Genomic DNA, 26,240 nt, shown 5'->3' on the forward strand with positions numbered 1-26,240 from the left:
TCAAAATCCATTTAATTATTTTTTTAAATTACTTTAACCGGACACTCAAATATAAATTTTTCTCCAGTTAATTGCGTTATCTGTATACTCAAATTCAGCATGCCATTATGTGGTTGCATGGTGGCGACAGAAATATCTGCTGCACGCCCATCATCAATAATTGGCTGTAAAGCCTGTTGCGCATACTGTTTGGCTAGTAAGCTAACTGATTGCAAATCTTTTTCCCGTTCAAGCGTATACAACAGTGAGCCTAATTTTTTATCCGCCCAATAACTACCCAGCGGTGTCATCAGACGCAGATAAACTGCATTTTGTAAGTGGTTTATAATCTGTCCGGTGTAATCACCTGTTCTGGTGTCTATTTCTCTATCCATAAACTACTCCGGTTATGTTATTTTTATAGTTTACTAAAATAACTATTTTTATCTGAATCTGAAGAGCTTCAGCTGCTATCAGACAGGCTTGCCCACTCTGACTGCATGATCATGGCTTGCCAGACTGATTCCACTGGCTTTAACATCGCCGACAGTGGTATAGCTACCATTAGTTTGTACAATATTGCCTGAAAATGTTGCCCCTTGTCCTCCTTTGATATCCATTCCGCCATTACCATTGATCTGGCCTGCGGCAGTGATTTCCTGCGAGCAATTAACATTTTGGGCACTGATATTCACTCCCGCCTGAGCATCGATATTAATGCCAGCCGCAGCCTCAATTTTTACTCCTGCCGGTGCTTTAATATTTAAAGTTTCACAATCAATCTCAATCAGTTTGCCATTTTTTAAGGTAATAGAGGCACCAGACTGGTTATAAACAGCTACTTCTCCTGCAGCCAGTGCTTTAATCCGGTATTCACCATGCTCAGTGGCAATGATAATGCCATGACTGGTCTGACCACTTAAAGGCAAAACAATAACTTCCGAGCCCACGGGCGGATTACTGGTAAAACCAAATTGCTGTATCTGCTCCACATCCTGTAAAACCTCATCGGCCAGAGCTGCTACCTGAGCAGATTGAATCGGCTGCGAGGCATTTACCCGTGTCAGCCTGCCTCGAAAAGCCTGCCGGACTGAGCTGGTGGTATTATTAATTGTCGTTCTGGTTTTATTTACCAGCTTCGCAACATAACTCATCTGACTCTCCAATTAAAATTTATTCCAATTAAATATATACGCTGTTATATCTTGACCTGTTTTATCTGCCGGTTAGTCACACCTTTACGTTTCCCTTTACGTGATCGTGCTGCTGCAGATTTTTTAACATAAGCATCTGGCGTCCATATTCCATCCTCTTTTAAGCGCAGTTCAGTCAGCGTGCCGCCACTTCGATTCAGTAAAAAACGGCGTCCCATCAGAAAAAAAATGGCATCTATCTGCTGTTCTTCATCAATCACATGCACACGTTGTCCGGGTTGCCACAACAGGCCATCCTGAGTTTTATGATCTGCAACCGTAATGGTTAAAGTGAAACCTTCCAGATGCCAGTCAGAAAGCATTTTTTTTGCCTGCACCTTCAACTGTTCCAGATTTTCTGCATCACCGATTACTACTGTTTTCGGCTTGTATAAAACCATTGTTTCGTCTTTGTATACCCATTTCAAATCATGTTTTGACGAATTGGCATAACGGGTGTGACTTTGGCCAAGAAAGGTCACTTCCGAGTAACGATTTTCAGTACTATACTCAATATGAATATTTTGAATATTACGTCGGCGATCATTTTTACTGTGGCACAGGGTTGCCACTGGTGGGCTGGCATAATCAGCACCACCAACAACCAGCGTACCATCTGGTTCCAGCCACACATGCAGGCCAGCTTTATAGGCAATTTTGCTCAATGCCTGCCATGCAGTTTCCCCGGGTTCGATATCTACTTTGTCCAGAACTGGATTTTTTTCAGCTTTTAATATCACTTTTTTGATTTGTGGCCAGGGTTCAACTATCTTCTGTGCTGCAGCTAAAACATTCATTCCTTTAACATTAATTTGTTTAACACTGCAATCCACCAGCAAACCGGCAAGGTCACGGCCATTAAAACCGATACTATGGTTGTTTTTATCAACCATTTCACTCTGATGGCCAATAATTCCGGTCATAACCAACTGGTTATTAATTAAAACTTCACATTGCAAGGAGCTATAGTCGGCCAGAACACCCTGATTTTGAGAAACATTGGTTTCAAAACTGAAGGCATCAGCAGGAATCAGAAAATCACTGTCAATATCATAGCTAAGCCAGTCTTTATGTTCTTTCCCCCCTATTCTTACTACCACTTCATTGCCATATGGATAAGGCAACATTTCAGTTTCATTTAACATAATAATTAATCCACTCATTACGCTGAATAAATGATGGATGGCACAAATGAGGATTAAGGCGCATTAATTCATTTGCCCGCTCAATATCCCGATAAAGTAAATATGCCAACTGATGAATGGTGCCGTTAATATCTGCTTTTCTGGTACGCATTGGCGGTTTCTGATTAATGACGGCCAAAGCATAGTCATTAAATTGTGCGGCCATATTGGCCAGCAACTGAATCATTATCTTCGTTTGCGTATAAATATTGGCAGCATTAATGCTTTTGACATTATCAGCATAATCATAAGTTTCACGTAAAATATCTATTAATTTTTGAATACGCAGACGAAGATTATTATTTATATACAGCAACTCATTTGCTGTCACTATGTCACTATTCGCTTCAATCATCGTGACGGTATTCTGTATCAAAGCACCAATACTCAAGAATTGCAGAATCTGGGCAATCGGTTGCATCTGAATATCAGCAATCTTTTGTACATGATTGATCGCCTCTTCCTCAGTTTCCTGTCTATCCTGACTATACAGAATATTATCAGGCAATTTATTCAGGCCATCTACACGGTTACTGACAGAATCAAAAGTCTGTCTGGTAGTTAAACTGCCAGTAGCAAACTGTGTATCACTCGCTAGACCTGTTGTCACCATTGTGGCTACAGAATGAATCAGTCTGCTGACGTCCTGACTGTAAGATGCAGAAGAAAAAGCTTTACTGGTCAAATACTTTATAGGATCAAGATCGAAAAAGCGGCGAACACTGCCAGCTACGCCACACAATGCGGCAAATACACCATTTGTACTGCCCCATAAAGACGAAATTCCCTCCCGAACGCTTAACAGCGTTTCAGAATAACCCAGTAACTGCTGTGTATACTTTTCCAGAGTATTCTGTATCTGTTCTAACTTGGCTAACCACTGATTCTCAAATAAAAATATCGGAGCAGACTCTTTTGCTTCAAAAAAAGTGATATCCAGTGCAACATAATTAACTGAATCCGCTTCAGTACGAAATGACCAGCTTGCGGCAATCATATTTTGTAACAGGCCTAAAACCGGATGAACTAATGTGCCTGCACCTGGTTCCTCTAGCACAGCCAGTAACTGTGATAACTGTGTATCAAAGCCTGCACCAAAATAGACAGCAGCAACCTGACATTGTCGTCCCTGTGTACCCAAATCCTCAATATCGGTTCCATTTGCAAACGGACGGCCATGCCGTACCAGTGCTTTCTCATTTTTATCACTGATAGAAATGACATCAAAGGCAACATTTTTGTAACTGGCCTTTTGCAGATTATTCTTCCACATAGTCATTATTGTGCACCTCCACGGTTATACATTTCCATCTGATTGCGTGAAACCAGATTGCTAATCACTCTGCCATCAAGCGTCACCGTAAGATTATTCTGAATAACCTGTTGCTGGTTCGAGAGAATAGTAGCTATTTTGTCTAAACGTATCCCCAACTCCTGTACAACAGCCTGAAAAGCATTTTGAAATTCAGCACTTTGCTGCACAAGCATAGGCTGCCCAGCACCAGACTGGCTTTCTATTGCGGGTAGATTAGCCGGAATATTTCTGTACGATAGCATCATCGCCGCAGATGGCGTCATATTAGTACTTGCTATCAGCTGATCCTTTTCACAGGCAAACACTGATTGCCCATATAATGCAGGATTGAGTCCATAGGCATGACGAAAATCTGGTGTGTATGGCTGGCTGCTCCCTACACCTGTTGTGGCTTTTATTTCTTCAGTATCCTTATTTTGCGTAACAGCATCGCCTACCTTATCTCCCATGAAGCTGCCGCCAATTCCGCCAAGTAGACCACCAATCAACCCTCCCAGCGCAGTACCTACACCAGGTAATATTAGTGTTCCAATTGCTGCACCAACTTGACCTCCAGCCCAGGCTCCAGCCAGACCACCAGCAGTACTGGTTGCATTTTTTATCTGAGCCGTCTTCTTTTCTTGATGGCTTAAACTATCATCATTCTGAATCGCATATACATTATAAGCGCCACCAAGGACAGCTACTGCAGAATTACCCCGGCCTAATAATTTGCCAGAAACTCTAGCTGGAATCTTTCTGCCTTTCACACCTGTCTTTCGGCCGGCTGGCGTTTTGGTACCTTTGTTTCTGTTCGGTTTTCTTCTTCCTCTGTCAAAATCACCCGCTGAATCAATATCGATATCGCCTCTTTGCCCGGACAAAGTACCCAATACTTTCAGTGCAGTTGCTGCACTACCGGCGGCAGCGGCCAAAGCGGTTACAGCAAAAGTAAGAGTAGGAAATTCAGCTGATAACTCAGTTAACCTGGTTTGAAAATTAACTAATGGTTCTACTACATCACTTCTGCCCAAAGTAGCCAGAGCATGATTTTTTTCCTGCAGCCGCTCAGGGTCCGCAGATAACACGGCTAACTGTTTGGCAGCTAAACCATCAGCTTCTTTCTGCAACGCGTTTATTTGTGGCAGCAGCAGATTATTATTCAAATTGGCATTCACAGCATCTTTGGCATCTACAGGAATAAAAGATAACAGCTTATCCTGACGAGCTTGCATCTGTTGCTGGGCATGTACATCGCCAGTATCGGCTTTTTGCTTTAAATTCTGGTAATTCCTGTCTTTAGCAAGAATATCACTGCAAACTTTAATCAGGGATTGAGCATCATTTAAGCCCTGCTTACTGCCCTGTTCCCTGATTTTATTCCAGTCAAGATGCTTGCCTGATGCATCAGGGTCTTTAATTTTACTCAGAGTACTGGCCAAGTCCGGATTAGCCAATGCTTCCAGAAAAGCTTTAACGCTTTTACTTGCATCGTCATTAGATTCTGACTCTTTTGATGTAGCCTGTAAGGTTGAAATTAAATAATCGATACCTCCGGTATCCGTTAGCCCCGCCTTTTTAGCAGAAGACAATAAATCTGGTAATTCACCCTGCAATTGGGCAATAGTAAATTTACCCTGACTGCTTGATGCAATAATATGATCAGAAACCGAGTTATAATCCTTAGCCTGCAAACCATAGACTGCCAATGATTTGTACAATCTGGCTGTATTCTCATGATCATACTCACCGGCGTTGGTAGCTGATCCGACCATGGTACGATGGGCATAAGGAATAGTTGCCTTAACCTGATCCAGAGTCATATCCTGCTGTAACATATCAGTAAACAGATTCAGCGCAGCCTGTGATGTACCGCCATTTCTGGCAACCAGCCCCTGAACCAAACCCTGAATTTCTTTTACACCCTGAGTTTTAATCCAGTCTGCTGATTTACTTTTATCTGTACCATATGCTTTTACAGCAGCCTGAATGACAGCTGAACGTAATTTTTTCTCATCATCTATTGCTGGCTTAACTGCGCCGTAGACAGCCTTTCCTCCCTTGATAATTTCGCTGCCGACTGTTTTGGCTGCTCCCCATTTAGATGATTTTTTTTGTTGTTCTGCAATAGTTTTTTGTATTTTAGAACTTTTTTCTAATTCCTTATTTAACTCGCGAATACTGTTACGAGAAGCTCTGGTTGCATGCTGAATCTGCTTTTGAGCCGCAGTAGCAGTAGCGGTAAAATTCTTATATGCATTTTTGCTCTTGCCAATTTCCCGCTGTATTTCCTGTTCAGACCGTATTTCCTTCCGTAAGCGCATATCCGCAGCACGTTGTTGCTCTCGCTGAACCTGCTGAATAATTCGGATTTGTGATTTACCGGCTTTCTCACTTTCTCTGACTGCAACAGCAGCTGTGCGCTTGATTTGCTGTTCTAATTTTTTTACCTCCTCAGTCATTCTGCTAATGGAGGCCTCCTGTTTTGCTAGCGACTCCTGATTTGAAGACATGTCAATACTCTCGCCTAATTGTTGATTATATTTATTCTGACTGATTAAAAATAATTGAAAGAAGTGAATATGCCGGAGCAGCCCCCATGCAAAAAGCCCTGCCATACAGCAGGGCTTTAATCAATCAGGCTGATTAGCTAACAAACTATCTTTAACTGGCTGGAATGGTTTTGGCTTTCTTTGGCGTAAAGAAATAATAACATTATCATCATCATTTTTTATGCCCATACTCTCCAGAACAGTCTCAATCCAGACAGATACTTCAGCATGGCACATCGTGCTAACCATAGCCGGCGTAATCATTGATTTAGCCAGCAGAATACATGCCTGTCGATAATTTTTATGAGCTATTGCATAACTACGTTGCTGTCCGCTTCCTCTGATGCCGCTGGGTCTGACTGGCCAGCGGCCATCGATTTTGAACGTAAAGATTCCATACTGGTTAAAATTGACTGATAATCTTCTGAGGCAAGATTGTGCAATAGAAATTCAACGCTCAGATTCTCTGCATCAATACCAGAAACTTCCAATTGTTGAGCCCAATAAGCCAGTGTGGTCAAAATGGCTTTTTTTGCCCCTGATACATCTTCAATCAAACCGGTTTCTTCCAGTATTTCCAGTGCTTTGAGTTCATCTGCCAAAGTCAGCGGCTTAACAGTATAATCAAAATACATCTGGCCATTGTACGCCAGACCATAAACCAGCTTTCCAGTCTCTTTTAACATTATTCTACCACTTTATCCAATGCAAACATTTCAATATCACGACGCGCTTCATTTTCTACACTGTATTCTTCCGAACATTTAGTGCTGGTACAACCTATATAGCTGATACGTGCTTCATCTGCATTACGGGGATAAATAGTAATTTTTGCATTGGTAATGTTGTCCCAGTCAATACCACTTTCATCCAGCGGAATAGCTGCACTGACACTCATTGTGTATTCTGTTACACCATCTGCATAACCACGCACTTTGCCGGACTTGTTCATGGTCTTAACTACTTTACGTCCGGTAGTCACTTCCGGCTTGAAGCTGATAATTTCCACTTCACGGCCATTTACTTCCATAATTACTGCACCGGCATATTTAGCGCCTGTTTTATTTGCCATATTTTTTCCTTTATATAGACAAGGTGTTAACCTTGAAACTAACACTTTACATGATTAATTTATAAGTACAGATCCACACGTGCGGCCAGTACATGCAAGCCATTGACTACATCGGCAGGGATAACTGCATCCAGGCGGTTTGGATCATTTGGATTACGCTGTACAATCAACTTATCTTTATTTTCCAGAACTGCCTCCAGAATTTCTGCATTTTCACACTGATACAATACATCCAGAATTTCTGAGCGCACTCTCAACGGAGTACGTTCTGAAAGCTTCTCACGCGGAAAACGTAAGGCGATACGCTGGTTAACAGCATCACGTACATAGTCAAGTGTGCGAATCGTGGTGATATCCAGCAATGCAGGGTCATCTGTACCAGTGGCATTTTTCACATAAGTAGATACGGCGCGCATAATCTGCACCCGATTATTCACGATCTGCAAAGGCGTCAGCCCGTTATACAGAGCACTATTAAACTCAGCAAACAGAGGCCAGTTGGCATCAGCCGTTTTCCTCAGTCCTTTTATTTCAAGTGTATTAAGGGGGCGAGCCGGATCATTTTCACCGGCAATTACAGCTGCATAACCTGCAGCAATAATGGCATTGCCTTCCATGGCATTTTTATACCAGGCTATGGTAATACGGCCGCTATTGATATCATTGGCAAAAGTGGTACCCGTACTAAGTGTACCGCGCCAGCCCATCACCCCGATACAGCCACGCTTTTCAATCGCATTGGATACCAGATCAATATGATTGGATAATTTTCTGGCATTCAAATCATCAGAAAAAGCACTACAGATAATATGATAATGTTTGCCGGCTACCTGCTCAAGGGCAGAACCGATATCTGGATTCCCATGACCATCCTGAAATGGTACTATCTCCAGGAAAGCTTGATCCGCATTGGCACTGTTTTCACTAAAAGATGCCATTAAGGCAATTTCATTACCAATCGAACCTGCATTTCTGGCTGTTAGTCTGATTGCATTGTCATCAGCTTCTGCTGCTGCCAGTGTGTTCGCTTCATTAATAATGTTAACCATTCTCTCCACAACATCAGCAATGGCCTCATCATTACTTACTCGAGTCTGGCAATCAATTCCACCAATGGTTACTGTCAGGACTCTAGAGTTATTTGGTAAATTTGCAATGGTAACACTTGCCTCAGCAGGAGTACTTTGTGCAGCATCATCAACACCAATTACCGTTAAATCCAGATAGGGGTTATTAATAAACGCCTGTTTTACACAATAATGTGCCCAGGAACCCTGACCAAACAGGTTAGCAGCGTCAGCATCACTAAATAATTGTACTGGTGTTAGTGCCGGCAGTTTTCCTTCTGGCAATCTAGGTGCAATCAGCAACATTTTTTGTGGATTGGCTGGCAAACCTCTTACTGCAGTACGCGTATTAAATTCTATATACCGGCCTGGTACACGAATATCACTGCGCACAGTATCAAACTGAATATTATCAATCATTCCTTTACTCCCGTTTCATTTTTTAAATTTTCCGTTATCATTATCAGGTCACCATCCGCTACCAATCGACGGTAATACAGACTCGCTGGAACCTTAACTGGGTTAGTTGTTATATAAGTATTAACGCGATTTTTCTTTGGCACGCGCAAACCATCTGCTGCTTGAACGATCATCTTCTCTTTCATATACGCTGGTTATAAATCAGTTCTGTATACTTTTATTTTCTATACTCAATACTAAAGAACCAAATTGTGCTGGCGCTTCAGAATGCTTGCCGGTAAACAGACTAAATACATAATCCGGATTATTTATATCAGTGGTATATTCTGGATAATGATCACTTTCAATCCCATACATATCACACACCGCTTCAAATTCAATCGCGACTATGTCCAGATTTTCTGTATTGCTATCAAGTGGAGAGATAAATAGTGGATGAACCGTTTTTGGTTGTAAACCAAGGCTGTTTAATTCTTCATTTAATCTCTGCCCCGCAAGCAGGCGTAAAATCGCATAAACCAGATCATTTATATTTGCACTTGGATGAGGCAGTGCATCTGTAATACGATTACATATACACACCACATAAAACCCGGCACTCAGTTCAAAACGTAGCCGTTCTGAACCTTTTGCTTTTACCTGTGCCTGATTAAAGGTTAATAAAATAGCCGGTTTTTCTCTTATTTTGGTTAAGACCTCTTTATTTTCCAGCCCGCCGAAATACAAACTAACCTCATTAACCATCGACCCCAGCCCTTGTTTCAGGCGTGTGATGATTTCACTTTGGATTTTGTTTAGCACAGCTAATTAATTTACTCCTTTCTATAAATTCAATATATTCAATTATCATAAAATATCTAAATATGGCTTATCTGTTTCTTACTCTGATTCATACTGTTTAAAACAGATTAATCAAGATAATGGCTTATAATAATTACGTATTTATACAAATTTATCTTTATAAAATAATAATTTTCCCCTGCTTCCCCAGAAATTTCATACAAATAATTAAATCTGGCTGTAGCATATAATGCTGCAACAGTTATAAAACAGGGTGTCCCTATTATCCTGATGCTCAGACAAATCTAGGCAAGCAACAGATACTTGCCCGCAAACGATGATATATGTTTATCATTTTTAGATTTTAAATTGTTCTGGCTTTTTCCCACATTACAAATACATTGTCCTGCTGAATTTGTAAAATGTTGGTCAGAAAATCCCACCATAACTCGTTTGTCAATGCAAAGCTTTGCGTTTCAAGAATATAATTGCGAATCTTGATTAATTCTATACCTGACATTGCATTTTCAGCAGCTTCAACCAGAGCTTGCTTATTTTTACCCAAGCTAATTTCCAACTGGGAAAGCATTTGCATGCGAGACAAAGTACCGGCAGTACTGCGTTTATTCTGTAAGCGTAACTGTGCTGCATCAGCTTTTTCTACCCAGCTATGGGCTTTCTCTGACCATTGATGGTAAATATCAGGGCACGGCATGGTGGTAACAGTGGCAGGTAATATCCCCGGTTCATCTATTGCTACGACTTCTCCGGTTTCCTTGCTGTATACCGTTTCACCTCGATGGTCTTCGATATACTGCCAGTTATCGCCTGTCCATTGTGCAATAAAGCCTTTTTTAATAGTCGGTTCTTCAGCCTGAATACACAGTCTGGGAATCAGATAATGGCCATTATTTTCCAGAGGATCCAAGTCTGCTGTGGTCATGCCAACAAAGTAATTGTTTTCGTCAAGCTGGCATACAGGAATTGTGGGAGCATATATTTTCATTTTTTATTCCTTAAATTTTGATACAGGCTAAAAAGGCAATATTGTGAGGGCGTGTTTCATTGGCAGTTCGTGCAACATTATTAATTCCAGGGCCTAGCACACCAAAGCCCACGGACCATCCTTCTGCATGATCTAAAGGATTTCCCAAGCCAATCTCATTCATCGCCTTTATTTTGAATCCCCCTTCTATTAGTTCATATTTACGCCTTAGTTCTGCACGTTGGTATGTGAATCCTGCTGTCCAGTCTTGGACTGCATCGGACTGAGGGCTTGAGAAAATTCGTTTTGCATCTAATCCACGCCCATCATCCCAACCGCGTAAAAATTCTCCACGCAAATCCGGCAAATTAAATGTGGTTTTCCCGTCCCCTGCACCAAATCTAATGCCAATGGCTGCAAACAGATTGGCGTATAGTGTACGGGATACGGCTGCACCATTGGCTTTTAACCAGCCAACGGGTGCTGCATCCATGGCAAAATACATGACTGCACCTGCGGGCGTTGCATTAATATCTTGCGTCCCATCAAATGGCACACCATTAATTTTCCGAGGGTTATATAATTTAAAAGCTGATCCTGCATTGCCTGATGTATTCTGATTACCGGGCTTGTTCACTCCGGGTAAATCAATATCTGCTGAACCATCAAATGCTACACCGCCCACTTTTCTGGCATCGGTTAGCCTGTCAGCAGTACGTGCTTTTTTGGCCAGTTCCGCATTTGCTGCCGTAGCCGATTTGTCCAGTTTATTGTCTTTTAACCATTTAGTCCGGTTGGCCAGCTGGCGAGTGGGCACATTATCAATACCATTCTCTCCGCCCAATACCGGATCGGATGTTTCCCATTGATAAATGCCTTCTTCCCAGAACGAAGTTTCTTTTAAATTTGCCATTAAGCAGTTCCTTTGTTAAATGAAGTTTCTTTTAAATTTGCTAATTAAGCAATTCCTTTGTTAAACGAGCCATCACGCTGCACCTGTCCATTGTGATACAGTAGTGCCTAGCTGGATTTGATGATATGCTTTCACTATCAACAAAGAAGGGTAGTAAAATATGAAACAAATCTTATTTATTTTATGTTGCTGTATATCTTTCTCTGCTTGTGGAACCAGTACAAGCGGTCTTCCACAAAACTGTCAGGATGTTTTTAAGCGCTGGGATGAATTAATTGTTAAGCTTGAAGCTAACAGTAATATCCCCTCTTCCTATGTGCAGGATGAAAAATATGATCGCTCGCTTATACTGAATGCGGCTCGAAAAGCTGAGTCTCAAAAACAAGCAGGAATTTGCGAGTTTGCCAGACGTGCTGTTGATGAAAAATTGCAGGCATTAGCGTCAGGACCTGATGGCCTTAATGAGCACATCAAACAAGTGGAAATACGAAATAACCATAAATATCAATAAATTAAAAAGAATAAATCGTAATCTACACAGAGTACTAAAATTAATTACATCAATCCTGCCTCTTTATAAAACGCAATTTGTACTGGAAGTTATAACCTGCGGCTACACTGTTAACCACAGTACAGTACATATGCTTTCACTATCAACAAAGAAGAATAGTAAAATATGAAACAAGCCTTATTTATTTTATGTTGCTGTATGTCTTTATCTGCTTGTGGAACCAGTATAAGTGGTCTTCCACAAAACTGTTAGGATGCATTTAAACGCTGGGATGAATTAACTGTTAAGCTTGAAGCTAACAGTAATATTCCCTCTTCACTATGTGCAGCAGGAAAAAGATGAACGCTCACGTATGCTGAAGTTAGCTCGAAAAATTGAAACCCAAAAACAAGCAGGAATTTGCGAGTTTGCCCGACGTGCTGTTGATGAAAAATTGCAGGCATTAGCTTCGGGTCCTGATGGTCTTAACGAGCATATTAAAAAAATGGAAATAATGTATAACCGTAAATATGAATAAATTTAAAAGCACTCAATACAATCTGTATTGAGTGCTTAAATTTGTTACATCATAAATCCTGCTGCTTCATAAAGCGCATTTTGTACAGGAGACTTATAACCTAAGGCTGCACTGTTAACCACAACACGGTACTGCCGTTGCCACGCAAAACACTAATCTAGTCTGAGGCATGTGCACCAGCCGTATCTAATGCGACTTTTATAAGCTCAGCCCATGAACTATAGTTTTTACTATAAAAAATCTCAAAAACAGCATGAACGCCGATCATGGCTGTACTGCTTTCCCATTGATAAACGCCTTTGTCCCAGAACAAAGTTTCTTTTAAACTTGCCATTAAGCAGTTCCTTTATTAAACGAGCCATCGCGCTGTGCCTGTCCATTGTGTTGCAGCGGTACTGCGGTATAGTCCAGACTGGCCAGCACGCAACGCGCCGGCGCAAAAGCAGCCAGCGTATGCCGTAATAAAGCGGCCTGTTGATTGGTAATCGGTCTATTCAGCAAAATACGGTAATGTGCCCAGTAAGTATTATGTCCATGCACATATAAACCGGAGCGCTGAATATTGCCGTTGTGCTGTTGATGATTGAGCCCTTCAATAATGGTGATTTCACCAAAACCAAGACGGCGAACGATTTCTCTTAACGACCACGGTGTGCCCTTACTGCGGTGAAGTTCGTATGCTCCTTTTATCAGTTGGCGCTTGGCCTGATCGCTTTCTGCCAGCCAGTAACCATTTACGCCGAGAATACAATGGCTTTCAGCCAGTAGCTCAAGATGATCAGCCAGTACTAAATTTACCAGCCGTGGCATAAGCTGTGGTGTGCTGATCAGCTCCAGACGCAAGCCCAGCGTAGCCAGTGCCCGCAGGCGCTGATCGCGCTCAATTACTGCGGCATAAGTCAGCTTAGCCATCCACAGCCTCCTCAGCAATGGTGAGGATTAAATTGTTGCAATGCGCCCAAGTATCGGCTGCAACTGTAGTCAGTTTAAGCTCTGGCGTGGCCACGTTATAGACACCGTCAACCTTTAATAAAGACTGAATCACCAGCGGTACCACATCCACCCCCAGCCGCTGTTCCTGACTGCTTTGATATTGCTGCCATGCAGCTTTGGCCGCAGCCAACACTGCCTGAGCATCAGCACCAACAAACAGAGTTAATGTTGCTGCAACCTGATAATTGAAAATTTTCGGTGCACGCACCACTACCTGATCACATAACGGGCGTACACGCTCATCAGACAGGGCTGTCTGTACTTGATGAATCAGCTCCATTGATGGCAGACCGGTTTTAGTGAGTATGGTTACTGCCACCACGCCACCTAAGGGCATACCCTCTTTATCAGTATCGTTAGTCACATAAACATCAATAATGTCCTGACTGACTTGACGGGTAAAATACTCATAGGCGCCAACCGGACCGGCCACTGAAAATGATTCTGGTGCCAGCAGAATGCGTACCCGATAGGCATCATCACTTTCAATATCCACACCACCACTTGAAGTGGTAATATTGCTAACTTTAACCTCTGCAATATCAGACAAATGGTCTGTTAAAGTATTAATCTGCCCGGCTGACCAGCCATTACCCACCACTCCGGTTGACTGACAGACAGCAACCAGCTCAATGTTGCTATTGGTAGCTGTAAGCAAGCCTGCTTCAATAGTGGCAAATATCAGCGCATCGACAGTGACTCTGGTTCCTTTTGGAATCACCACCTGTTCGTTACCGGCCAGTTTGGCCTGAAAACGCAGCGTTGTTTGTGCCGGCTGTGCCTGCAAGCGCGGGGTATGAACATCATCTCCGCACAAATCCAGCATCATGCCAGTAGCGAAGCGCACATGCTGCTGCCGGTAAGCTTCATTGACCTGTTGCCGAGTTAGTGCCTCGCGATAGGCATAGGTATTAATCAGTAAGCGCTCAATATGTGCCGGCTGTAATACCTTGCCAGTACGATTCTGGTAATCAGTTATCGTATCGGCCAGAATGGTTGCCAGATCATCTTCAACTATCTTTATATCCGCCCGCGCGAGCTTAGTTAAATCTGTCATTTACGTACCAATCCAATATTTGTTTGATAAATTTCACCTGCCACTTCCTCGGCTATACGCCAGTGAACTGTTATGGTTAACTCAGGTGTCTGACCAGCAAAGCTAACACGCTCTACCTCCACGCGCTTTTCCCAAGTCTGGATAGCCAGAATCACCTCTCGCGTCACACCGGGAATAAATACATCCTCGGGCGTATCCAGATAATCCAGATGGCTGGAACCAAAAGTCGGGCGGGTCACGTCGGTACCCTTGCGCGTCATCAAAATATTCAAAATACATTGATTAATATCATCAATGCCCGTGACAATATCGCAGCCACATTCCAGTGGTGCTAACTGCCAGTGGCGAGTGCGCGGTGTAATTGTCATAGTGCTTTTCCAGTAATAAAAAATCCCTGCCATCAATGACAGGGACGAAAATTGGGTTTGAATAAGCTGTTAGCAGAACATCAGTTTGGTGTACCAGTATTACCACCCGAAGTCAGGTCAGGATGAGTATGACTCTTAAGACTTTTACCATCTGCCACCACATCACCGTCTTTAACCTTAATCGTGCCAGCAATCGATGCGGCAGCAATACCGCCGCCAGAACCAGCCATACCACCCTGATAGGTTAACTTTCCCTGCACCAGTAAGCTACCAGTGGCTGTAGTGGATGGTGCATCAAGCGTAATATCACTGGCTTTAACCAATACCGTATCTGCTTGCACCACCACTGTACCGCTGGTCTGAACACAAACCTCGCCACTTTTACGATCATGGCTGATTACCGTACCATTGCTAAACTGTTTCATCCACATATCATTGCTCTGTGCCGGTGCGGTATCACTCTGATTATACAAAGCACCCAGTACCACCCCACTCTCACCCCGGGCATCCAGAATACACGCCACCAGTTCACCCACATCGGGCAAAGAATAAAAACAGTTTCCACCAGCGGCAGCAGTAAGCATGGGCAGCCAGTCTGTATGCATATTCTCCAGTGCCGGAATATTCACTTTAAGCATATGCTTGCCGGCATCAAGGGCTTCCACAAGGCCAAACTGCAAGGTTGCCCCAAATTCATACAGTTTCTGCATGTTTTTCCCCCGTATCTGCATCATCAGCAATGTATTCAATCATGTTAATTTCCAGAGACGTGGTATAACCAGCACTGCGGCTTAAATTGTGGCTTGCCTGCTTAATCTGATAATTTCCCGACATTTTGCCATAACCGCTCAAGCGGATAATCTGGCCGGCCACCAGCTTCACATTGCCTAACAGCTCCAGACTACTGGTTACCTGACACTGACGCGCATCAGTAAGTGCAGCATCTGCACGTGCAGTGAGCTGTTGTTGCGATTCCCCTTTGTTGGCCACAATTTTCAACATATCACCACTTGCGCCCAGCTTACTTTGCGGTCGCAACGGCTGCCCCTTTCGCTTGACCGTACGCACCTGTTTGGCTTTGGTATCATAACCACAAGCCACCACCTCGTCTGGAACACCTTTAAGCTGATCACGAAAACTTGCAGACTCAACATCTTCCGGCAGCAATACCAACACCGGTTCCTGTGCCGTTAATTCCGTATTGGCAATAAAAGCTAAAGTCTGGTCGACAATTTTAAAAGTATAGCCAAACTGCTTTGCCAACCGTGCCAGAAATTCCACATCACTTTCCTGATACTGAGTAATACGTTCAATCTCCAGATTGGCAATCGGATTTTTGAGCACCAACTGTAATCGCGCAGCTACCAGCTGCACAATTTTTTCCAGAGTCGTTTTCTCATATGCTCTGGGCTGCAAAGTGCGACTGGCACGGCTAATCCCCGTGGATAAAGCCTTCAGGGTAATCACATTGGGCTTGAACGCATAATCAATATCAGCAATCTCAAAATTGCCCAGATTCACCATACCGGTAAACTGGTCTCCCAGCGTGAACGACAGCATATCGCCCTGATTCGGATACCAGCTACGCAACCATCTGCCATCCGTATCCTCAAACGATACCGACAGCTCATCCGACTGCTCACCCAGATAATCCGTATAATTGATACTGAGCAGATAAGGCTTGATTGCCAGAGTAATGTCTTTTTTTTCGTAGCCTATAGTGAAATCCGGCATCGTAACCGGATGGGTTCGTTCCAAAGCGGATACTCCCGTCAGCAGGCTCAACGCATCCATGGTGGCATATCCTCCTGCGCTGTATGCGTATCCGACTGTATGACAGGGATCAGTACCGTCAGATTGGCAGCAAACTGTTCAGCCAGTGGTAAATGTGGATTAGCAGCAATCAGCCGGTCAAGCATCGTGGCGTCACCATAGTATTTATGTGCAATCAAATCCCAGCGATCCCCTTCACAGGTCTGGTATTGCAAAACTGAATCAACCATAATCAGGCCTCATCCTTTCTGGCAGCCAGCCATGCCGTTAACGACTGAGCGCCGGTAGTTGCATTGCTAATACTGTCCTCTACCATGGATAACAGTTTTTCACTGTTATCCAGCCAATCTCCCCACTCACCACTGTCATAACCACTTTGTATTAAATTCACACATTCTTTCAGCTGATGCGCAGCCTGGCCGGTATATGACAAAAAATCTGCCGCACCGGAAAGATTACCAAACCATGTACCTACCTCAGGCAAGGTATTCAGCTTGCTTAGCGTCTGGCCGCCAACAGCCAGCGCATCGGCAATCATACCCAGCCAGCCAGAAGTATTATGTTGCACGGTACGCGCACACGTAATCAGATTCTGAATTTCAGTGACATTCTGCTCAACAGCATGATAAATACGCACCCCAGTCTGTACCGCCGCTGAAACCTTGTTAACTGCCCCTTTAATCGAATCCGGCATAAAAGAAAGCAACGGATTCTGACCCGTCATGATGCCCGGTGTTGGTAATGGATTGTTCGGATCACCAACAAACTCAAGTAGCTCAACACTGATTTCACGTGCGGCGGTACGCCCTTGTGCATCTTGAATCAGAGTAGTACTACTCAACTGCTGAATCACAAACCAGCCAACAAAACGCCCCGAACCAAACACCAGCGCCAGAGCCTGCTGTGCTTCCTTGGCCTGAATCAATGCAGTATAGGCACTATCCGGATTACTCAGCTTCCAGTGCAGCAACATACCAAAACGGATGGTGGTCAAATCATTGCCGGTAGCCTGTAGGCGCGGACGACCGGCTAACACATCATGTTTGGCAAAAACAGCACCATGCGTTTCTTCATAACTGCTGAAACTATCCAACACTTCAAAGCGAATATCTCCTAGCATTGCATACATCAGTAACTCCTTAACTCTTTTGCCTGCATCATGCGCCGGTACATCTGTTCAAATTCGCGCTGACTCAGCGCCAAAGCCTGCTGAATCACCGAACGGTCAGCATTGCCGTTAACCTGAATAGTCGGATTAAAATTAATGGTTACTGCACCGGAATCATGTCCTGCCGGATAGCGATTCTGGGCAAATTCTGCTGCATTAAGCTGCATTTTTTCATTAAGCTGAGCAGTCAACGTACCAGAACGACTTTTGAATTTCTGCTGTAAGCGCTCAGCAACCAGACCGATCGCTGTAACTGGTTTGTCTGCGCCAAGATCAAGCCCCAGATGCATACCTTCCATCAGCGAACCGCCTATGCTTTTAAATACACGGCTAGGTGAATTAATCCCTAATACAGATTTAGCCTTATTAATAATCTTACTAGCAAACTCACCTACTGCATTAATAGCCTTACTGATACCCTCAGTAAAACTTTTAACCAGACTATCAATAATATTGCGTCCAAACTCACTGAATTTTGCAGGTAAATCCTTAAAAAATTTCATTCCTGCTTCAAATTTAGTTTTAACGGTATCCCATAAACCAATAAAAAAGCTCTTAATTGGTTTCCAATACTTATAAATCAGCAATGCAGCACCACCAATTGCCAGTGCGACTAAACCTATAGGCGTCATTAAAAAAGCCCGCCCTACGGCTATAATTCCCTGACGTAGCAGATTCAGCACAATACGGCCTTTACCCAATGCACTGAAACCCCTGCCCAGACTGGAAAAAACCGTAAACAAAGGTTTTGCTACTTTGGTAATCAGACCGAATGACTGCACAATTTTCTTAATTGGCGCAATGGCAGTACGCCCAATAGTGGAAAATGCCTTTTGCAGTAAACCCACTGCTGAGCGCCCCTTATTGAACACCTTAAAATTCTTGCCCACACCAGCCAGCCCGCGGCCAAAAGACAACAGCTTCTGACGCAATGAGCTGGCAGATTTTCCCACAGAGGTAATAGCGGAACGTAAACGCTGAAATACCGAACCACCCTGCTTCAGGTCACGCGCAAGCTGAAAACGGGCAAAAATAGTACGCAATAGCGCCAGCGGACCAGTAACCATGGTAATAGCATAACGAACCAACAGCAGCGTCATCCGCAGCCCAGTCAAACCTACACCAAAAGCCACCACAGATTTAATCAGCGCTGGATGCTTCTGAATAAAAGGCAATACCGTATTAAGCAGCACATCTTTGGCTACCTGAGCAAAAGTATTAATATCAGGTGCCAGCGTGGCACCAAAAGCATTGCCTACCTCAATCACTGCATCGTGTAAATTACCCATACTCACAGCAAGCGTATTAGTCTGAAGCTGAGCACGCTGATCCAGAGAAGGCTGATTACCCATTCGGGTTTGCATAGTGGCAAAACCTGCACCACCTTCCTGAGCTGCGGCTGAAGCAATCTGTCCACCACGCTCCCCGAATACCGCATCCATCATATTCAACGCAGCACGGTCACCATATTTGGCTTTAACTTTATTAAAATTCGCTTCCAGCTCACCAACAACCACATGCATATCTTTAAGTGAGCCGTCTTTATTAAACAGGCTAAACGTCACACCAGATTTTTGCATCATCTGGCGCATTTCCACACTCATCGCAGCAGTAGCCTGCTGCATCGCTTGCGACCCCTGTGCCAGCCTGTCCAGAAATTCCCCCATACCATCTGCTGCCGCAGACTTGCTGACACCACCGTGTATTGCCATTCCCTCTAGGGCATATATTTTCTGCTGATTCTGTAAACCAGTCAGATGCAGCCTTTGCAAGGGCGAAGCCATAGCAGCTTGGGATTTTTCAATATCCTCCAGACTCATACCCACAGAATGCGCAACTTTCTGCACAGCGTCCAGACCAGCAGACAATTCCGTATCTTTCAGCTTATAAGTCTGCATCAACCCCTTGGCTACCGAAATATCCTCAATCTTCTTGCCAAATAACACATTAAAACTGGCAATTGCCTTCATCCCTCCTTGCAGTACCGCATCATCAGACATATTGGCCTGCTTCATACTGGTAGCAAGGTGGGTATAATCATTTTTGTTACCCTGTTGCTCAAGACTTAGCTGCGTAGCGTGGGCATTAATCTGATTAAACCTACCCATGCTGCCATCTTTCTGCATCATAGCCTGTTTCAACCCGGTTTCCGCTGTTTCCCGTTCCATGTGAATTTTCACCGACTTCTCAACCGGCTTCATCCAGGTGGTAATGGTACTTTTGGTTTTAGCTAATTCCTCACCAATTTTCTTGCGCTGCCCCAGAATTTTGTTATGTCTGTCTACTGCCTCAGTTAGCCTATTCTGAGCACTGATTGCTTTCGCAGTTGCTGCAGACAAATTATCCATAGACTGGATTTTCACCTGCAAACTCTGTACAGACCGCCCCATCTCCTCTATTTTTCTGGTTGCCATACCAATAGCAGAACCAAAGGCTTTAACAGAACGTTGTACCTCACCAAAATCAGAAACAAATCCACTATCCATATCGGCACCAATGTATTTCATCCAATAACTCAAGAGATACTGGAATTCACCAACTTATTATTTATTATTCATATAAATCATTACCGTTAACCCATCCCCAGTTCACAGCTCCTGCTACAAACCAGCGCTGAATTAACGGTACTGTCACAACGGGCAACAACCACTTACAGCTTGCTGTATTTAGCCTTAATCTGTCGGTTAGCCTGTTGCTGCCATTGTAAAATTTCATCCAGAGACATCTCATCAATATCTGCCGGAGAAAAACCAAACCACCACGCTAAATCCGCAGCAGCCTGATAAAAACCATCCCAATCAGTGAGTACCCAGACAAAACTGACGCACCAGCGTGTAGTCCTCCCACGACAGTTCATCAAAATCTTCACTTTGCAGGCCTGAAGCCATAGCCAGACACTGTGCTTCCTGCAATACCGCATTATCCGGATACTGCTCAGCGGCACGTTTAAAATCCTTAACCCGTACCCGGCGCAGCGTTAGTTCCGTTACCACACCATTCGGCGTTTGCAGCGGTTCCGCCAGCTTAATAACCTTACCCGTACCCAATTGTTCTTGCAGCTGTTGCGCTTCAGTTTGTGCCATATCTATTCCTTGAATCATCAATAAGCGCCGAAATTCATCCAGCGTAAAAAAGCATTTCAATTATAAAAAACGCTCACCCTGATAAGCAGAGTGAGCATTTAATAACATCATTACCAATTGAAAATAACTACATACCGATATTTGCGCGCATCTGCGCCAGCATGTCCACACCATTTACCCGATACTGATTGGTAAACGCGTTGTAATACAAAACCTCACGGCCGGAAATCGTCTGATGAATTTCCGTAGCCTGAAAAGTACTGGCAAACTCTGCCTTTTCTTTTGGTTTATAAGTACCTAACGGATTCTTGCTGAACGTAGCCATCACCATAACCACCATCGGTACTTCTGCTGCCAGACCGGAAGCATTAAATGCCTGCACATTGGCACGTACCATCAACTGGCACGCCTTAAACGGGTTATAAACCTTAGTGAACACATCCGGATAAAAGCTGTTCCAGGTAATTTCCCCTTCCAGCGCTTCAATACCACTGGGCAGTTTCACCGAACCTACCAGCCCTAATCCCTTGGTTTCTGTTTGTCCAACAGAAATATCCGGTAATTTAAACTGACTGGCACGGCCTAACTGACTATTACCATTAACATAAACATTGGCATTATAAATTGCATTAAATTCTGTCATAACTAATTCCTAAGCGGCAGACTGATTACTAATCAAATTAGCCAGATAAGTACGGGTCATCACACTGGTATTGGTGATACGTTCTGCTGGCAGTTTAGGGGTATAGTCATACTTGATTGGTACCTGCCCTTTACTGAAAGCATCAGCCAGATCATAGTCATAATCCAGGCTTACACTAAAACCAACAATACTCTTGAGTGTACCCAGATAAGTACGTACCGTACCCAGCAGGCTGTCAATCAGCGCATCATCAATAGGCAAATCAATGTACTGTAACTGCGCACGACGAATCGACTCATCAATCAAATCACCAGTACGCTGAGCGGTTTCAAAATTCTTGATATGCGTTACTGTCGGGAAACAGGCCAGACGGTTACCCCATAAGCGGAAACCAGTACCATAGCTGTTAAATACCGTAGTAATCCCCTTTTCATTCAGGCGATTGGTTTCCGCCTGCGGGTCGTCAATCCGTGCAGTCAGCGACACTTCCATACCAGTTACGCCCAAAAGCTCACGATTGGAAATACTGAACCAGTAGCCCTGATTAACATCAGTTTTCATACGCAAACCGGCAGCATGTGTGGCCAGACTTTCCAGCTCGCCGCTGGAACCGGTAACATACGGATAAAATAACTGCGCGCGGTCTGAAGAAGTCTGGAAATTAATATTTCCAAGCGAACCGCGTCCCTGAATCGCCTGCGCCAGCGTAGTACCTTTCGGCGCAGCAATGTAGGCAATTGCTTCCAGTTTGTCTGCCAGCGTTACCATCGCTGCAGCCACAGCCGCATCTGCATCATATTGCGGCACGATCACAATCTTCGCATCCGCACCCAGGCGGGTAAAACCTTCAGTAAGCAGTTCCATGCCCTTGCGCTTACCAGTTGCCGCTTCATAGCCACCGATAATATCCGCTACCGTTACCTTACTCGGGTCAAGATAAGTATAAGCAATCGACACATCCGAATGTGGCTGAACAAAAGTCAGCTCACCTGTTTCCTGATTCAGCGTGTAATCAGCGCCTTCAGACAAAGTCTGATTACCTGCCTGCACCGTATAACCAGCCTGTACAGCCGGATGCGCTGTTTTTGCCATCAGCGTATCACTGTCGATAAGCAGTACTTCCGAATCAACAACCGTTTTATGTTTGGCCGGATCCAGCACATTGACCACATAGGCCACACCAGACTGATAACGCGTCCAGATACTGGCCGCATCGGGCAGAGTAAAACCGGCTCCCGTTACCAAACCAAACTGACTAAAATCCTTAACTGTCTGACACACCGTCAATTCATTTACTGCACCAGACATACCCGTACCGACAATCGCCGTAATCGCCCCGTCTACGGTATAGACCGGACTACTGCCGCCATCAATACGGATTGTTTCAACACCATGCAAATAAGCTGCTGCCATGATGATTTTTACTCCTTCGAAGTTACAGATTGTGAAATAGCTTTGGCCTTAATCTCACCACGAGTTGGTATCGATTTGACCAGATTTTGCTGATTAACCACCGGACGCCGTTCCACCTGAAGCGTCTCAGTGCGAACGCTTAACCGATAACACCAAACTCCATCGGCCTCCCCCAGAAAGCGCTCACTCAACAACCGGATTTGCTGGCAATGGTTAGGCTGAAACCCCACCAGAGCCAAGCGTAAAAAATCAAGTAAATCCAGCGCCCCCCGTTCACCGCCCAGAGAACGTGCAAAAACAGTAAAACGCAACTGCAAACGCCGCTCCTGCGTAATCAGGTCAGTAGTACATGGCTTACTGAATTTACTGCGCTGATAACCAATCAGCACGGCACCCAACGGATGAACAAACTGATAATTCTTTAAATTATTCGGCATCAGTTGTACCGAATAATCCGGCAGAACCTGCTGAATATGCGTCAGTACACTGTCCAGAACTGAACGGGTTAAATTCATCCTCTACTCCTCATGCAATACCGCTAGGCACAAAAAAACCCTCACAACCAAAATTGTGAGGGCATAATTTTTAGCGGCTAAAATCAACTACAACTCAAGCCTGCCAGCAAAAGTAAATAAAATAATCAAACAAATCAGAATATCAACTCAGACAAACCGAACATAAAACCAATACAGTCAACCTAAATGCCAAAATATCAATAAAAAATAGGCCGGAGTAAATACAAAAATTTAATGCCAATAGCATTAAATATAACATTCACAAAAAAAGCTGCTCAGGCAGCTTTACTTTAAATAATCAATCTGGCGGAGAGGAAGGGATTCGAACCCTCGATACGCTATTCACGTATACACGCTTTCCAGGCGTGCGACTTCAACCACTCATCCACCTCTCCGTGAGAATGGAATTGCGCGCATTATAGCGAGACCTTAACTTTCTGGCAAGAACTTCAGCAACACAGCGCTTATAAAATCAGCGATAGCAATCCTGCCGCAATCAGTGGCCCCACAGGTACACCGCGTAAAAAAGCCACCCCGATAATGGTACCAATCATCAAACCAGTCACAATTGTCGGATTAATCTGCATCAATTGCACACCTCGCCCGCCAAGCCAGGCAACAACTGTACCCACCACCACAGCAGCAATAGTTTTCCAGCTAGTTACCAGCGCAGCAATCTGTGCCGGCTGCACCTTACCCGTAATCAACGGCGCCAGCACACCTATCATCAGCAGCATAATACCCAGTTGCAGCCCATACTTTTCCAGTACCGGCGCATATTTAAGTAACGGCGTTTGCTGTACCAGCAAAATAATCAACGCCGAAATGGTTACTGAAGGATTATTTCCCACAATACCCAAAGCCACAAACAGCAACAGCAACAAAGCATTTGCATTACTTGCCCAGAAAGACATATCTATCCCCTGCTTAAAGATTATTGAAAACAGTTTTCACATGCGTATCCAGCCAACATCGCAACTGACCGACACAAAGGTGTCAAACAATAAACCATAATCAAAGCATGAGCAAACTCAAACCTCTTTGCTTGAAGCCTGTCCCACTTCATGAGGATTTAAACGCGCCTCATCTTCCTGCCCCAAACCCACCAGACTGCGCAAACGCGTCATATAAGCATTCACATCCAGCCCCCGTCCATAGCGTTGCACTTGCCAGAGCGTTTCTGCCAGAGCCTCAATCATATCGTGTTCCGCTTTCACCCAGTCACCCGCATACCGCTCACACAAGCGCTGATGAATAGCTGCAATCCCAAACGGCTGATCAATCGCTACCTGTTCCTGTACTGATAAATGCAGCGACAAATGCAAAAAAGGATTCGTTTCTCCCTCTTCTGGCCGCCATGTTCGGGTGAGAAACTGTTCTACATTCTCCAGATAAGGCGCATATTCAGTATGCGCAGCAATAATCCGCAAAGCTTTCTGCTGCAACGCATCCAGCAACTGTGGCTGCTGACGCTTACGCCATACATCTGCAAAAAAAAGGCGCACATCATTGGTATTGACATCATACATAACAGCATTCATTTCAAACAAAATAATGTAAATTATAAATCAATGCCGCCAATACCGATAATTTCCAGCCAATCTATCAATCAGCACAAAGCTAGCCCAGCCATAAGGACAACTCATGCAATAACAGATTAACAGCAAAAACAACATAGTATGAAGCCATTACTACATACCTAGGCATATACACCAAAAATAAAGTATAATTGGTAAACCATCTGGGGGCGACCTTGGTTTCGACGGGGGTTGCAAAGCAGATGCGTGCATACCGGGGTCTCAGATTCCCGTAAAACACTGAATTTATATAGTCGCAAACGACGAATCTTACGCTTTAGCCGCTTAAGGCTAAACGTTGCAACGGTTGGCCAATGGGCCGTGTGAGGTAACTCACCGCAACGACATTTACATTGGCTGGTTCAATGTCGTGTTGTCTGGCATTGAACAAGATTTATGGCAACTGGTTTACAAACAGCCTGTCTGTCGGCGGTTTGTGAATAAGATTCCAAGTTGGCAAGACTAAGTATGTAGATCGCTCTGTAGAGGACTTTCGGACGGGGGTTCGATTCCCCCCGCCTCCACCACTTATCCTGTCTGTTTTAGACGCGATATCTAAATTCATTAACTACTGTATTCCGCCTTTTTATCTGCATAGACACAGCAATAAAAACATCATAAACAATTCCACCCACCCCAGAACGCAAAAAAGCTCCCGTTTAGGGAACTTTTTTAATCAGCTGTTTAAGGTGAAGCATACCTATTAACTGATTTAAATTATAGCTATTTTTCTAGTTTACGTCAATGTAATAATATTAACACACTGAAATAAAAGTAAATTTAAATTACAAATTGATTGGATGCCATATCAATTAACCAATACTTATTTCAGTGAGATAAACAATATAATATTGAATATATCATTGCAACCCAAATCATATCATCAGCTAAGAGACCGTCGTACAATCAATACACACCATAGCAAATCCGTGCTCATAAACCCAAAGCACAGTATACCTGCAAGAAAACAAATTAATATTTAAATCTAATGATAGAACAGCCTGATAAGCCGGTTATCATAAATAGCAAATTAGCTGATTAAATGTACTAGCTCCAACTTAATCTGACAGATACTACCTACTCATCGGCATTCGTTCTAACACAATGACTGTCTGATGAGTAAAATAAATTCTCTAGCTGCTTTTCTTTAGCCAGTCCTTTTGTCTCTACCCAAGTTTGCCAA

30 protein-coding genes, 1 tRNA gene and 1 other RNA gene are annotated in these 26,240 nt (G+C 43.8%); 3 read left to right on the top strand and 29 right to left on the bottom strand.

The features are described from left to right. Positions 1–23 precede the first annotated feature (23 nt). From MJ764_RS08695 to MJ764_RS08750, 12 genes are all read right to left on the bottom strand, one after another. Entirely contained in the window at positions 24–374 is a 351-nt protein-coding gene (locus tag MJ764_RS08695; protein ID WP_239326164.1) for a phage GP46 family protein, read from the bottom strand. A gap of 78 nt (positions 375–452) precedes the next feature. Continuing rightward, the gene (locus tag MJ764_RS08700; protein ID WP_239326165.1) at positions 453–1,133 is read right to left on the bottom strand and encodes a phage baseplate assembly protein V; all 681 of its coding nucleotides are present in this window, start codon (positions 1,131–1,133) and stop codon (positions 453–455) included. A 44-nt stretch (positions 1,134–1,177) separates the two neighbouring features. Next, positions 1,178–2,317, bottom strand: coding sequence for a phage baseplate assembly protein (locus MJ764_RS08705; RefSeq protein ID WP_239326166.1), 1,140 nt, complete (start codon positions 2,315–2,317; stop codon positions 1,178–1,180). Beyond that, the gene (locus MJ764_RS08710; RefSeq protein WP_239326168.1) at positions 2,307–3,635 is read right to left on the bottom strand and encodes a DNA circularization protein; all 1,329 of its coding nucleotides are present in this window, start codon (positions 3,633–3,635) and stop codon (positions 2,307–2,309) included. Before MJ764_RS08710 ends, MJ764_RS08705 begins: the two co-directional genes overlap by 11 nt. Continuing rightward, positions 3,635–6,163 (bottom strand): phage tail tape measure protein, encoded by a 2,529-nt coding sequence (locus MJ764_RS08715; protein ID WP_239326170.1) that lies wholly within the window; start codon positions 6,161–6,163, stop codon positions 3,635–3,637. Before MJ764_RS08715 ends, MJ764_RS08710 begins: the two co-directional genes overlap by 1 nt. A gap of 120 nt (positions 6,164–6,283) precedes the next feature. Continuing rightward, positions 6,284–6,466 (bottom strand): TetR family transcriptional regulator, encoded by a 183-nt coding sequence (locus MJ764_RS08720; RefSeq protein WP_100136624.1) that lies wholly within the window; start codon positions 6,464–6,466, stop codon positions 6,284–6,286. A gap of 44 nt (positions 6,467–6,510) precedes the next feature. After that, positions 6,511–6,888 carry a hypothetical protein gene (locus MJ764_RS08725; RefSeq protein WP_239326172.1) on the bottom strand — a complete coding sequence of 126 codons (378 nt, stop codon included), beginning with the start codon at positions 6,886–6,888 and terminating at the stop codon, positions 6,511–6,513. Continuing rightward, positions 6,888–7,274, bottom strand: coding sequence for a phage tail protein (locus MJ764_RS08730; protein ID WP_093090215.1), 387 nt, complete (start codon positions 7,272–7,274; stop codon positions 6,888–6,890). Before MJ764_RS08730 ends, MJ764_RS08725 begins: the two co-directional genes overlap by 1 nt. 59 nt (positions 7,275–7,333) lie before the next feature. Then, on the bottom strand, positions 7,334–8,758 hold the full coding sequence (locus MJ764_RS08735; RefSeq protein ID WP_338053841.1) for a phage tail sheath subtilisin-like domain-containing protein: 1,425 nt from the start codon (positions 8,756–8,758) through the stop codon (positions 7,334–7,336). 204 nt (positions 8,759–8,962) lie between these two features. Then, complete coding sequence (locus MJ764_RS08740) at positions 8,963–9,562, bottom strand: phage protein Gp37 (protein WP_275415296.1); 600 nt, start codon at positions 9,560–9,562, stop codon at positions 8,963–8,965. A 343-nt stretch (positions 9,563–9,905) separates the two neighbouring features. Next, positions 9,906–10,547 carry a tail fiber assembly protein gene (locus tag MJ764_RS08745; RefSeq protein WP_239326178.1) on the bottom strand — a complete coding sequence of 214 codons (642 nt, stop codon included), beginning with the start codon at positions 10,545–10,547 and terminating at the stop codon, positions 9,906–9,908. A 10-nt stretch (positions 10,548–10,557) separates the two neighbouring features. Beyond that, the gene (locus MJ764_RS08750; RefSeq protein WP_239326180.1) at positions 10,558–11,439 is read right to left on the bottom strand and encodes a phage tail protein; all 882 of its coding nucleotides are present in this window, start codon (positions 11,437–11,439) and stop codon (positions 10,558–10,560) included. Positions 11,440–11,599: 160 nt separating this feature from the next. Here MJ764_RS08750 and MJ764_RS08755 point away from each other — a divergent pair, with 160 nt between their 5' ends. Continuing rightward, positions 11,600–11,950: a hypothetical protein gene (locus MJ764_RS08755; RefSeq protein WP_239326182.1), complete on the top strand. Its 351-nt coding sequence runs from the start codon at positions 11,600–11,602 to the stop codon at positions 11,948–11,950. Between the two features lie 289 nt (positions 11,951–12,239). Next, a complete protein-coding gene (locus tag MJ764_RS08760) occupies positions 12,240–12,467 on the top strand; it encodes a hypothetical protein (RefSeq protein ID WP_239326184.1) in 228 nt (75 codons plus the stop codon). Positions 12,468–12,624: 157 nt separating this feature from the next. Here the strand turns inward: MJ764_RS08760 and MJ764_RS08765 are convergent, their stop codons facing one another. The 17 genes from MJ764_RS08765 to MJ764_RS08845 all read right to left on the bottom strand — a co-directional run bounded on the left by MJ764_RS08765 (position 12,625) and on the right by MJ764_RS08845 (position 25,009). Beyond that, positions 12,625–12,801 carry a hypothetical protein gene (locus MJ764_RS08765; protein ID WP_239326186.1) on the bottom strand — a complete coding sequence of 59 codons (177 nt, stop codon included), beginning with the start codon at positions 12,799–12,801 and terminating at the stop codon, positions 12,625–12,627. Continuing rightward, on the bottom strand, positions 12,801–13,379 hold the full coding sequence (locus MJ764_RS08770) for a phage tail protein (RefSeq protein WP_174828457.1): 579 nt from the start codon (positions 13,377–13,379) through the stop codon (positions 12,801–12,803). The genes MJ764_RS08765 and MJ764_RS08770 overlap by 1 nt, the downstream gene beginning before the upstream one ends. Then, positions 13,372–14,517, bottom strand: a complete 1,146-nt coding sequence (locus tag MJ764_RS08775) for a baseplate assembly protein (RefSeq protein ID WP_239326188.1) — start codon at positions 14,515–14,517, stop codon at positions 13,372–13,374. Before MJ764_RS08775 ends, MJ764_RS08770 begins: the two co-directional genes overlap by 8 nt. Then, a complete protein-coding gene (locus tag MJ764_RS08780) occupies positions 14,514–14,885 on the bottom strand; it encodes a GPW/gp25 family protein (protein WP_239326190.1) in 372 nt (123 codons plus the stop codon). The genes MJ764_RS08775 and MJ764_RS08780 overlap by 4 nt, the downstream gene beginning before the upstream one ends. An 80-nt stretch (positions 14,886–14,965) precedes the next feature. Beyond that, complete coding sequence (locus tag MJ764_RS08785) at positions 14,966–15,595, bottom strand: phage baseplate assembly protein V (RefSeq protein ID WP_239326192.1); 630 nt, start codon at positions 15,593–15,595, stop codon at positions 14,966–14,968. Next, the gene (locus MJ764_RS08790; RefSeq protein ID WP_239326194.1) at positions 15,579–16,679 is read right to left on the bottom strand and encodes a phage late control D family protein; all 1,101 of its coding nucleotides are present in this window, start codon (positions 16,677–16,679) and stop codon (positions 15,579–15,581) included. The genes MJ764_RS08785 and MJ764_RS08790 overlap by 17 nt, the downstream gene beginning before the upstream one ends. After that, positions 16,667–16,888 (bottom strand): tail protein X, encoded by a 222-nt coding sequence (locus MJ764_RS08795; RefSeq protein WP_100090308.1) that lies wholly within the window; start codon positions 16,886–16,888, stop codon positions 16,667–16,669. The genes MJ764_RS08790 and MJ764_RS08795 overlap by 13 nt, the downstream gene beginning before the upstream one ends. Positions 16,889–16,890: 2 nt before the next feature. Beyond that, complete coding sequence (locus tag MJ764_RS08800; RefSeq protein ID WP_239326196.1) at positions 16,891–17,787, bottom strand: phage tail protein; 897 nt, start codon at positions 17,785–17,787, stop codon at positions 16,891–16,893. Continuing rightward, complete coding sequence (locus tag MJ764_RS08805) at positions 17,787–20,333, bottom strand: phage tail tape measure protein (protein ID WP_239326198.1); 2,547 nt, start codon at positions 20,331–20,333, stop codon at positions 17,787–17,789. Before MJ764_RS08805 ends, MJ764_RS08800 begins: the two co-directional genes overlap by 1 nt. Before the next feature lie 143 nt (positions 20,334–20,476). Beyond that, positions 20,477–20,683 (bottom strand): GpE family phage tail protein, encoded by a 207-nt coding sequence (locus MJ764_RS08810; protein ID WP_100090311.1) that lies wholly within the window; start codon positions 20,681–20,683, stop codon positions 20,477–20,479. Next, on the bottom strand, positions 20,625–20,909 hold the full coding sequence (locus MJ764_RS08815; protein ID WP_174828463.1) for a phage tail assembly protein: 285 nt from the start codon (positions 20,907–20,909) through the stop codon (positions 20,625–20,627). Before MJ764_RS08815 ends, MJ764_RS08810 begins: the two co-directional genes overlap by 59 nt. Positions 20,910–21,036: 127 nt before the next feature. Then, the gene (locus tag MJ764_RS08820; protein ID WP_239326199.1) at positions 21,037–21,552 is read right to left on the bottom strand and encodes a phage major tail tube protein; all 516 of its coding nucleotides are present in this window, start codon (positions 21,550–21,552) and stop codon (positions 21,037–21,039) included. Positions 21,553–21,561: 9 nt separating this feature from the next. Next, on the bottom strand, positions 21,562–22,965 hold the full coding sequence (locus tag MJ764_RS08825; RefSeq protein WP_239326201.1) for a phage tail sheath family protein: 1,404 nt from the start codon (positions 22,963–22,965) through the stop codon (positions 21,562–21,564). Between the two features lie 8 nt (positions 22,966–22,973). Next, the gene (locus tag MJ764_RS08830) at positions 22,974–23,480 is read right to left on the bottom strand and encodes a Gp37 family protein (protein WP_239326203.1); all 507 of its coding nucleotides are present in this window, start codon (positions 23,478–23,480) and stop codon (positions 22,974–22,976) included. Between the two features lie 304 nt (positions 23,481–23,784). After that, positions 23,785–23,875 (bottom strand) — tRNA-Ser (locus MJ764_RS08835). A gap of 69 nt (positions 23,876–23,944) precedes the next feature. Beyond that, a complete protein-coding gene (locus tag MJ764_RS08840; RefSeq protein WP_239326205.1) occupies positions 23,945–24,394 on the bottom strand; it encodes a DUF441 domain-containing protein in 450 nt (149 codons plus the stop codon). A gap of 117 nt (positions 24,395–24,511) precedes the next feature. Next, positions 24,512–25,009: a DUF1841 family protein gene (locus tag MJ764_RS08845; protein ID WP_239326207.1), complete on the bottom strand. Its 498-nt coding sequence runs from the start codon at positions 25,007–25,009 to the stop codon at positions 24,512–24,514. Positions 25,010–25,223: 214 nt separating this feature from the next. Here MJ764_RS08845 and ssrA point away from each other — a divergent pair. Next, positions 25,224–25,584, top strand: a transfer-messenger RNA (tmRNA) gene (ssrA, locus tag MJ764_RS08850). The last annotated feature ends 656 nt before the right edge of the window (positions 25,585–26,240 follow it).

Origin of the sequence: Snodgrassella gandavensis, assembly GCF_914768025.1 — a bacterium.
Taxonomy (GTDB): Bacteria; Pseudomonadota; Gammaproteobacteria; order Burkholderiales; family Neisseriaceae; genus Snodgrassella; species Snodgrassella gandavensis.

What these genes read in the sequence shown, in the direction of transcription:
- MJ764_RS08695 (WP_239326164.1), bottom strand. Translation starts at nt 374, where the DNA reads ATGGATAGAGAAATAGACACCAGAACAGGTGATTACACCGGACAGATT.
- MJ764_RS08700 (WP_239326165.1), bottom strand. Translation starts at nt 1,133, where the DNA reads ATGAGTTATGTTGCGAAGCTGGTAAATAAAACCAGAACGACAATTAAT.
- MJ764_RS08705 (WP_239326166.1), bottom strand. Translation starts at nt 2,317, where the DNA reads ATGTTAAATGAAACTGAAATGTTGCCTTATCCATATGGCAATGAAGTG.
- MJ764_RS08710 (WP_239326168.1), bottom strand. Translation starts at nt 3,635, where the DNA reads ATGACTATGTGGAAGAATAATCTGCAAAAGGCCAGTTACAAAAATGTT.
- MJ764_RS08715 (WP_239326170.1), bottom strand. Translation starts at nt 6,163, where the DNA reads ATGTCTTCAAATCAGGAGTCGCTAGCAAAACAGGAGGCCTCCATTAGC.
- MJ764_RS08720 (WP_100136624.1), bottom strand. Translation starts at nt 6,466, where the DNA reads ATGATTACGCCGGCTATGGTTAGCACGATGTGCCATGCTGAAGTATCT.
- MJ764_RS08725 (WP_239326172.1), bottom strand. Translation starts at nt 6,888, where the DNA reads ATGTTAAAAGAGACTGGAAAGCTGGTTTATGGTCTGGCGTACAATGGC.
- MJ764_RS08730 (WP_093090215.1), bottom strand. Translation starts at nt 7,274, where the DNA reads ATGGCAAATAAAACAGGCGCTAAATATGCCGGTGCAGTAATTATGGAA.
- MJ764_RS08745 (WP_239326178.1), bottom strand. Translation starts at nt 10,547, where the DNA reads ATGAAAATATATGCTCCCACAATTCCTGTATGCCAGCTTGACGAAAAC.
- MJ764_RS08750 (WP_239326180.1), bottom strand. Translation starts at nt 11,439, where the DNA reads ATGGCAAATTTAAAAGAAACTTCGTTCTGGGAAGAAGGCATTTATCAA.
- MJ764_RS08755 (WP_239326182.1), top strand. Translation starts at nt 11,600, where the DNA reads ATGAAACAAATCTTATTTATTTTATGTTGCTGTATATCTTTCTCTGCT.
- MJ764_RS08765 (WP_239326186.1), bottom strand. Translation starts at nt 12,801, where the DNA reads ATGGCAAGTTTAAAAGAAACTTTGTTCTGGGACAAAGGCGTTTATCAA.
- MJ764_RS08770 (WP_174828457.1), bottom strand. Translation starts at nt 13,379, where the DNA reads ATGGCTAAGCTGACTTATGCCGCAGTAATTGAGCGCGATCAGCGCCTG.
- MJ764_RS08775 (WP_239326188.1), bottom strand. Translation starts at nt 14,517, where the DNA reads ATGACAGATTTAACTAAGCTCGCGCGGGCGGATATAAAGATAGTTGAA.
- MJ764_RS08780 (WP_239326190.1), bottom strand. Translation starts at nt 14,885, where the DNA reads ATGACAATTACACCGCGCACTCGCCACTGGCAGTTAGCACCACTGGAA.
- MJ764_RS08785 (WP_239326192.1), bottom strand. Translation starts at nt 15,595, where the DNA reads ATGCAGAAACTGTATGAATTTGGGGCAACCTTGCAGTTTGGCCTTGTG.
- MJ764_RS08790 (WP_239326194.1), bottom strand. Translation starts at nt 16,679, where the DNA reads ATGGATGCGTTGAGCCTGCTGACGGGAGTATCCGCTTTGGAACGAACC.
- MJ764_RS08795 (WP_100090308.1), bottom strand. Translation starts at nt 16,888, where the DNA reads ATGGTTGATTCAGTTTTGCAATACCAGACCTGTGAAGGGGATCGCTGG.
- MJ764_RS08800 (WP_239326196.1), bottom strand. Translation starts at nt 17,787, where the DNA reads ATGTATGCAATGCTAGGAGATATTCGCTTTGAAGTGTTGGATAGTTTC.
- MJ764_RS08805 (WP_239326198.1), bottom strand. Translation starts at nt 20,333, where the DNA reads ATGAAATACATTGGTGCCGATATGGATAGTGGATTTGTTTCTGATTTT.
- MJ764_RS08810 (WP_100090311.1), bottom strand. Translation starts at nt 20,683, where the DNA reads ATGAACTGTCGTGGGAGGACTACACGCTGGTGCGTCAGTTTTGTCTGG.
- MJ764_RS08815 (WP_174828463.1), bottom strand. Translation starts at nt 20,909, where the DNA reads ATGGCACAAACTGAAGCGCAACAGCTGCAAGAACAATTGGGTACGGGT.
- MJ764_RS08820 (WP_239326199.1), bottom strand. Translation starts at nt 21,552, where the DNA reads ATGACAGAATTTAATGCAATTTATAATGCCAATGTTTATGTTAATGGT.
- MJ764_RS08825 (WP_239326201.1), bottom strand. Translation starts at nt 22,965, where the DNA reads ATGGCAGCAGCTTATTTGCATGGTGTTGAAACAATCCGTATTGATGGC.
- MJ764_RS08830 (WP_239326203.1), bottom strand. Translation starts at nt 23,480, where the DNA reads ATGAATTTAACCCGTTCAGTTCTGGACAGTGTACTGACGCATATTCAG.
- MJ764_RS08840 (WP_239326205.1), bottom strand. Translation starts at nt 24,394, where the DNA reads ATGTCTTTCTGGGCAAGTAATGCAAATGCTTTGTTGCTGTTGCTGTTT.
- MJ764_RS08845 (WP_239326207.1), bottom strand. Translation starts at nt 25,009, where the DNA reads ATGTATGATGTCAATACCAATGATGTGCGCCTTTTTTTTGCAGATGTA.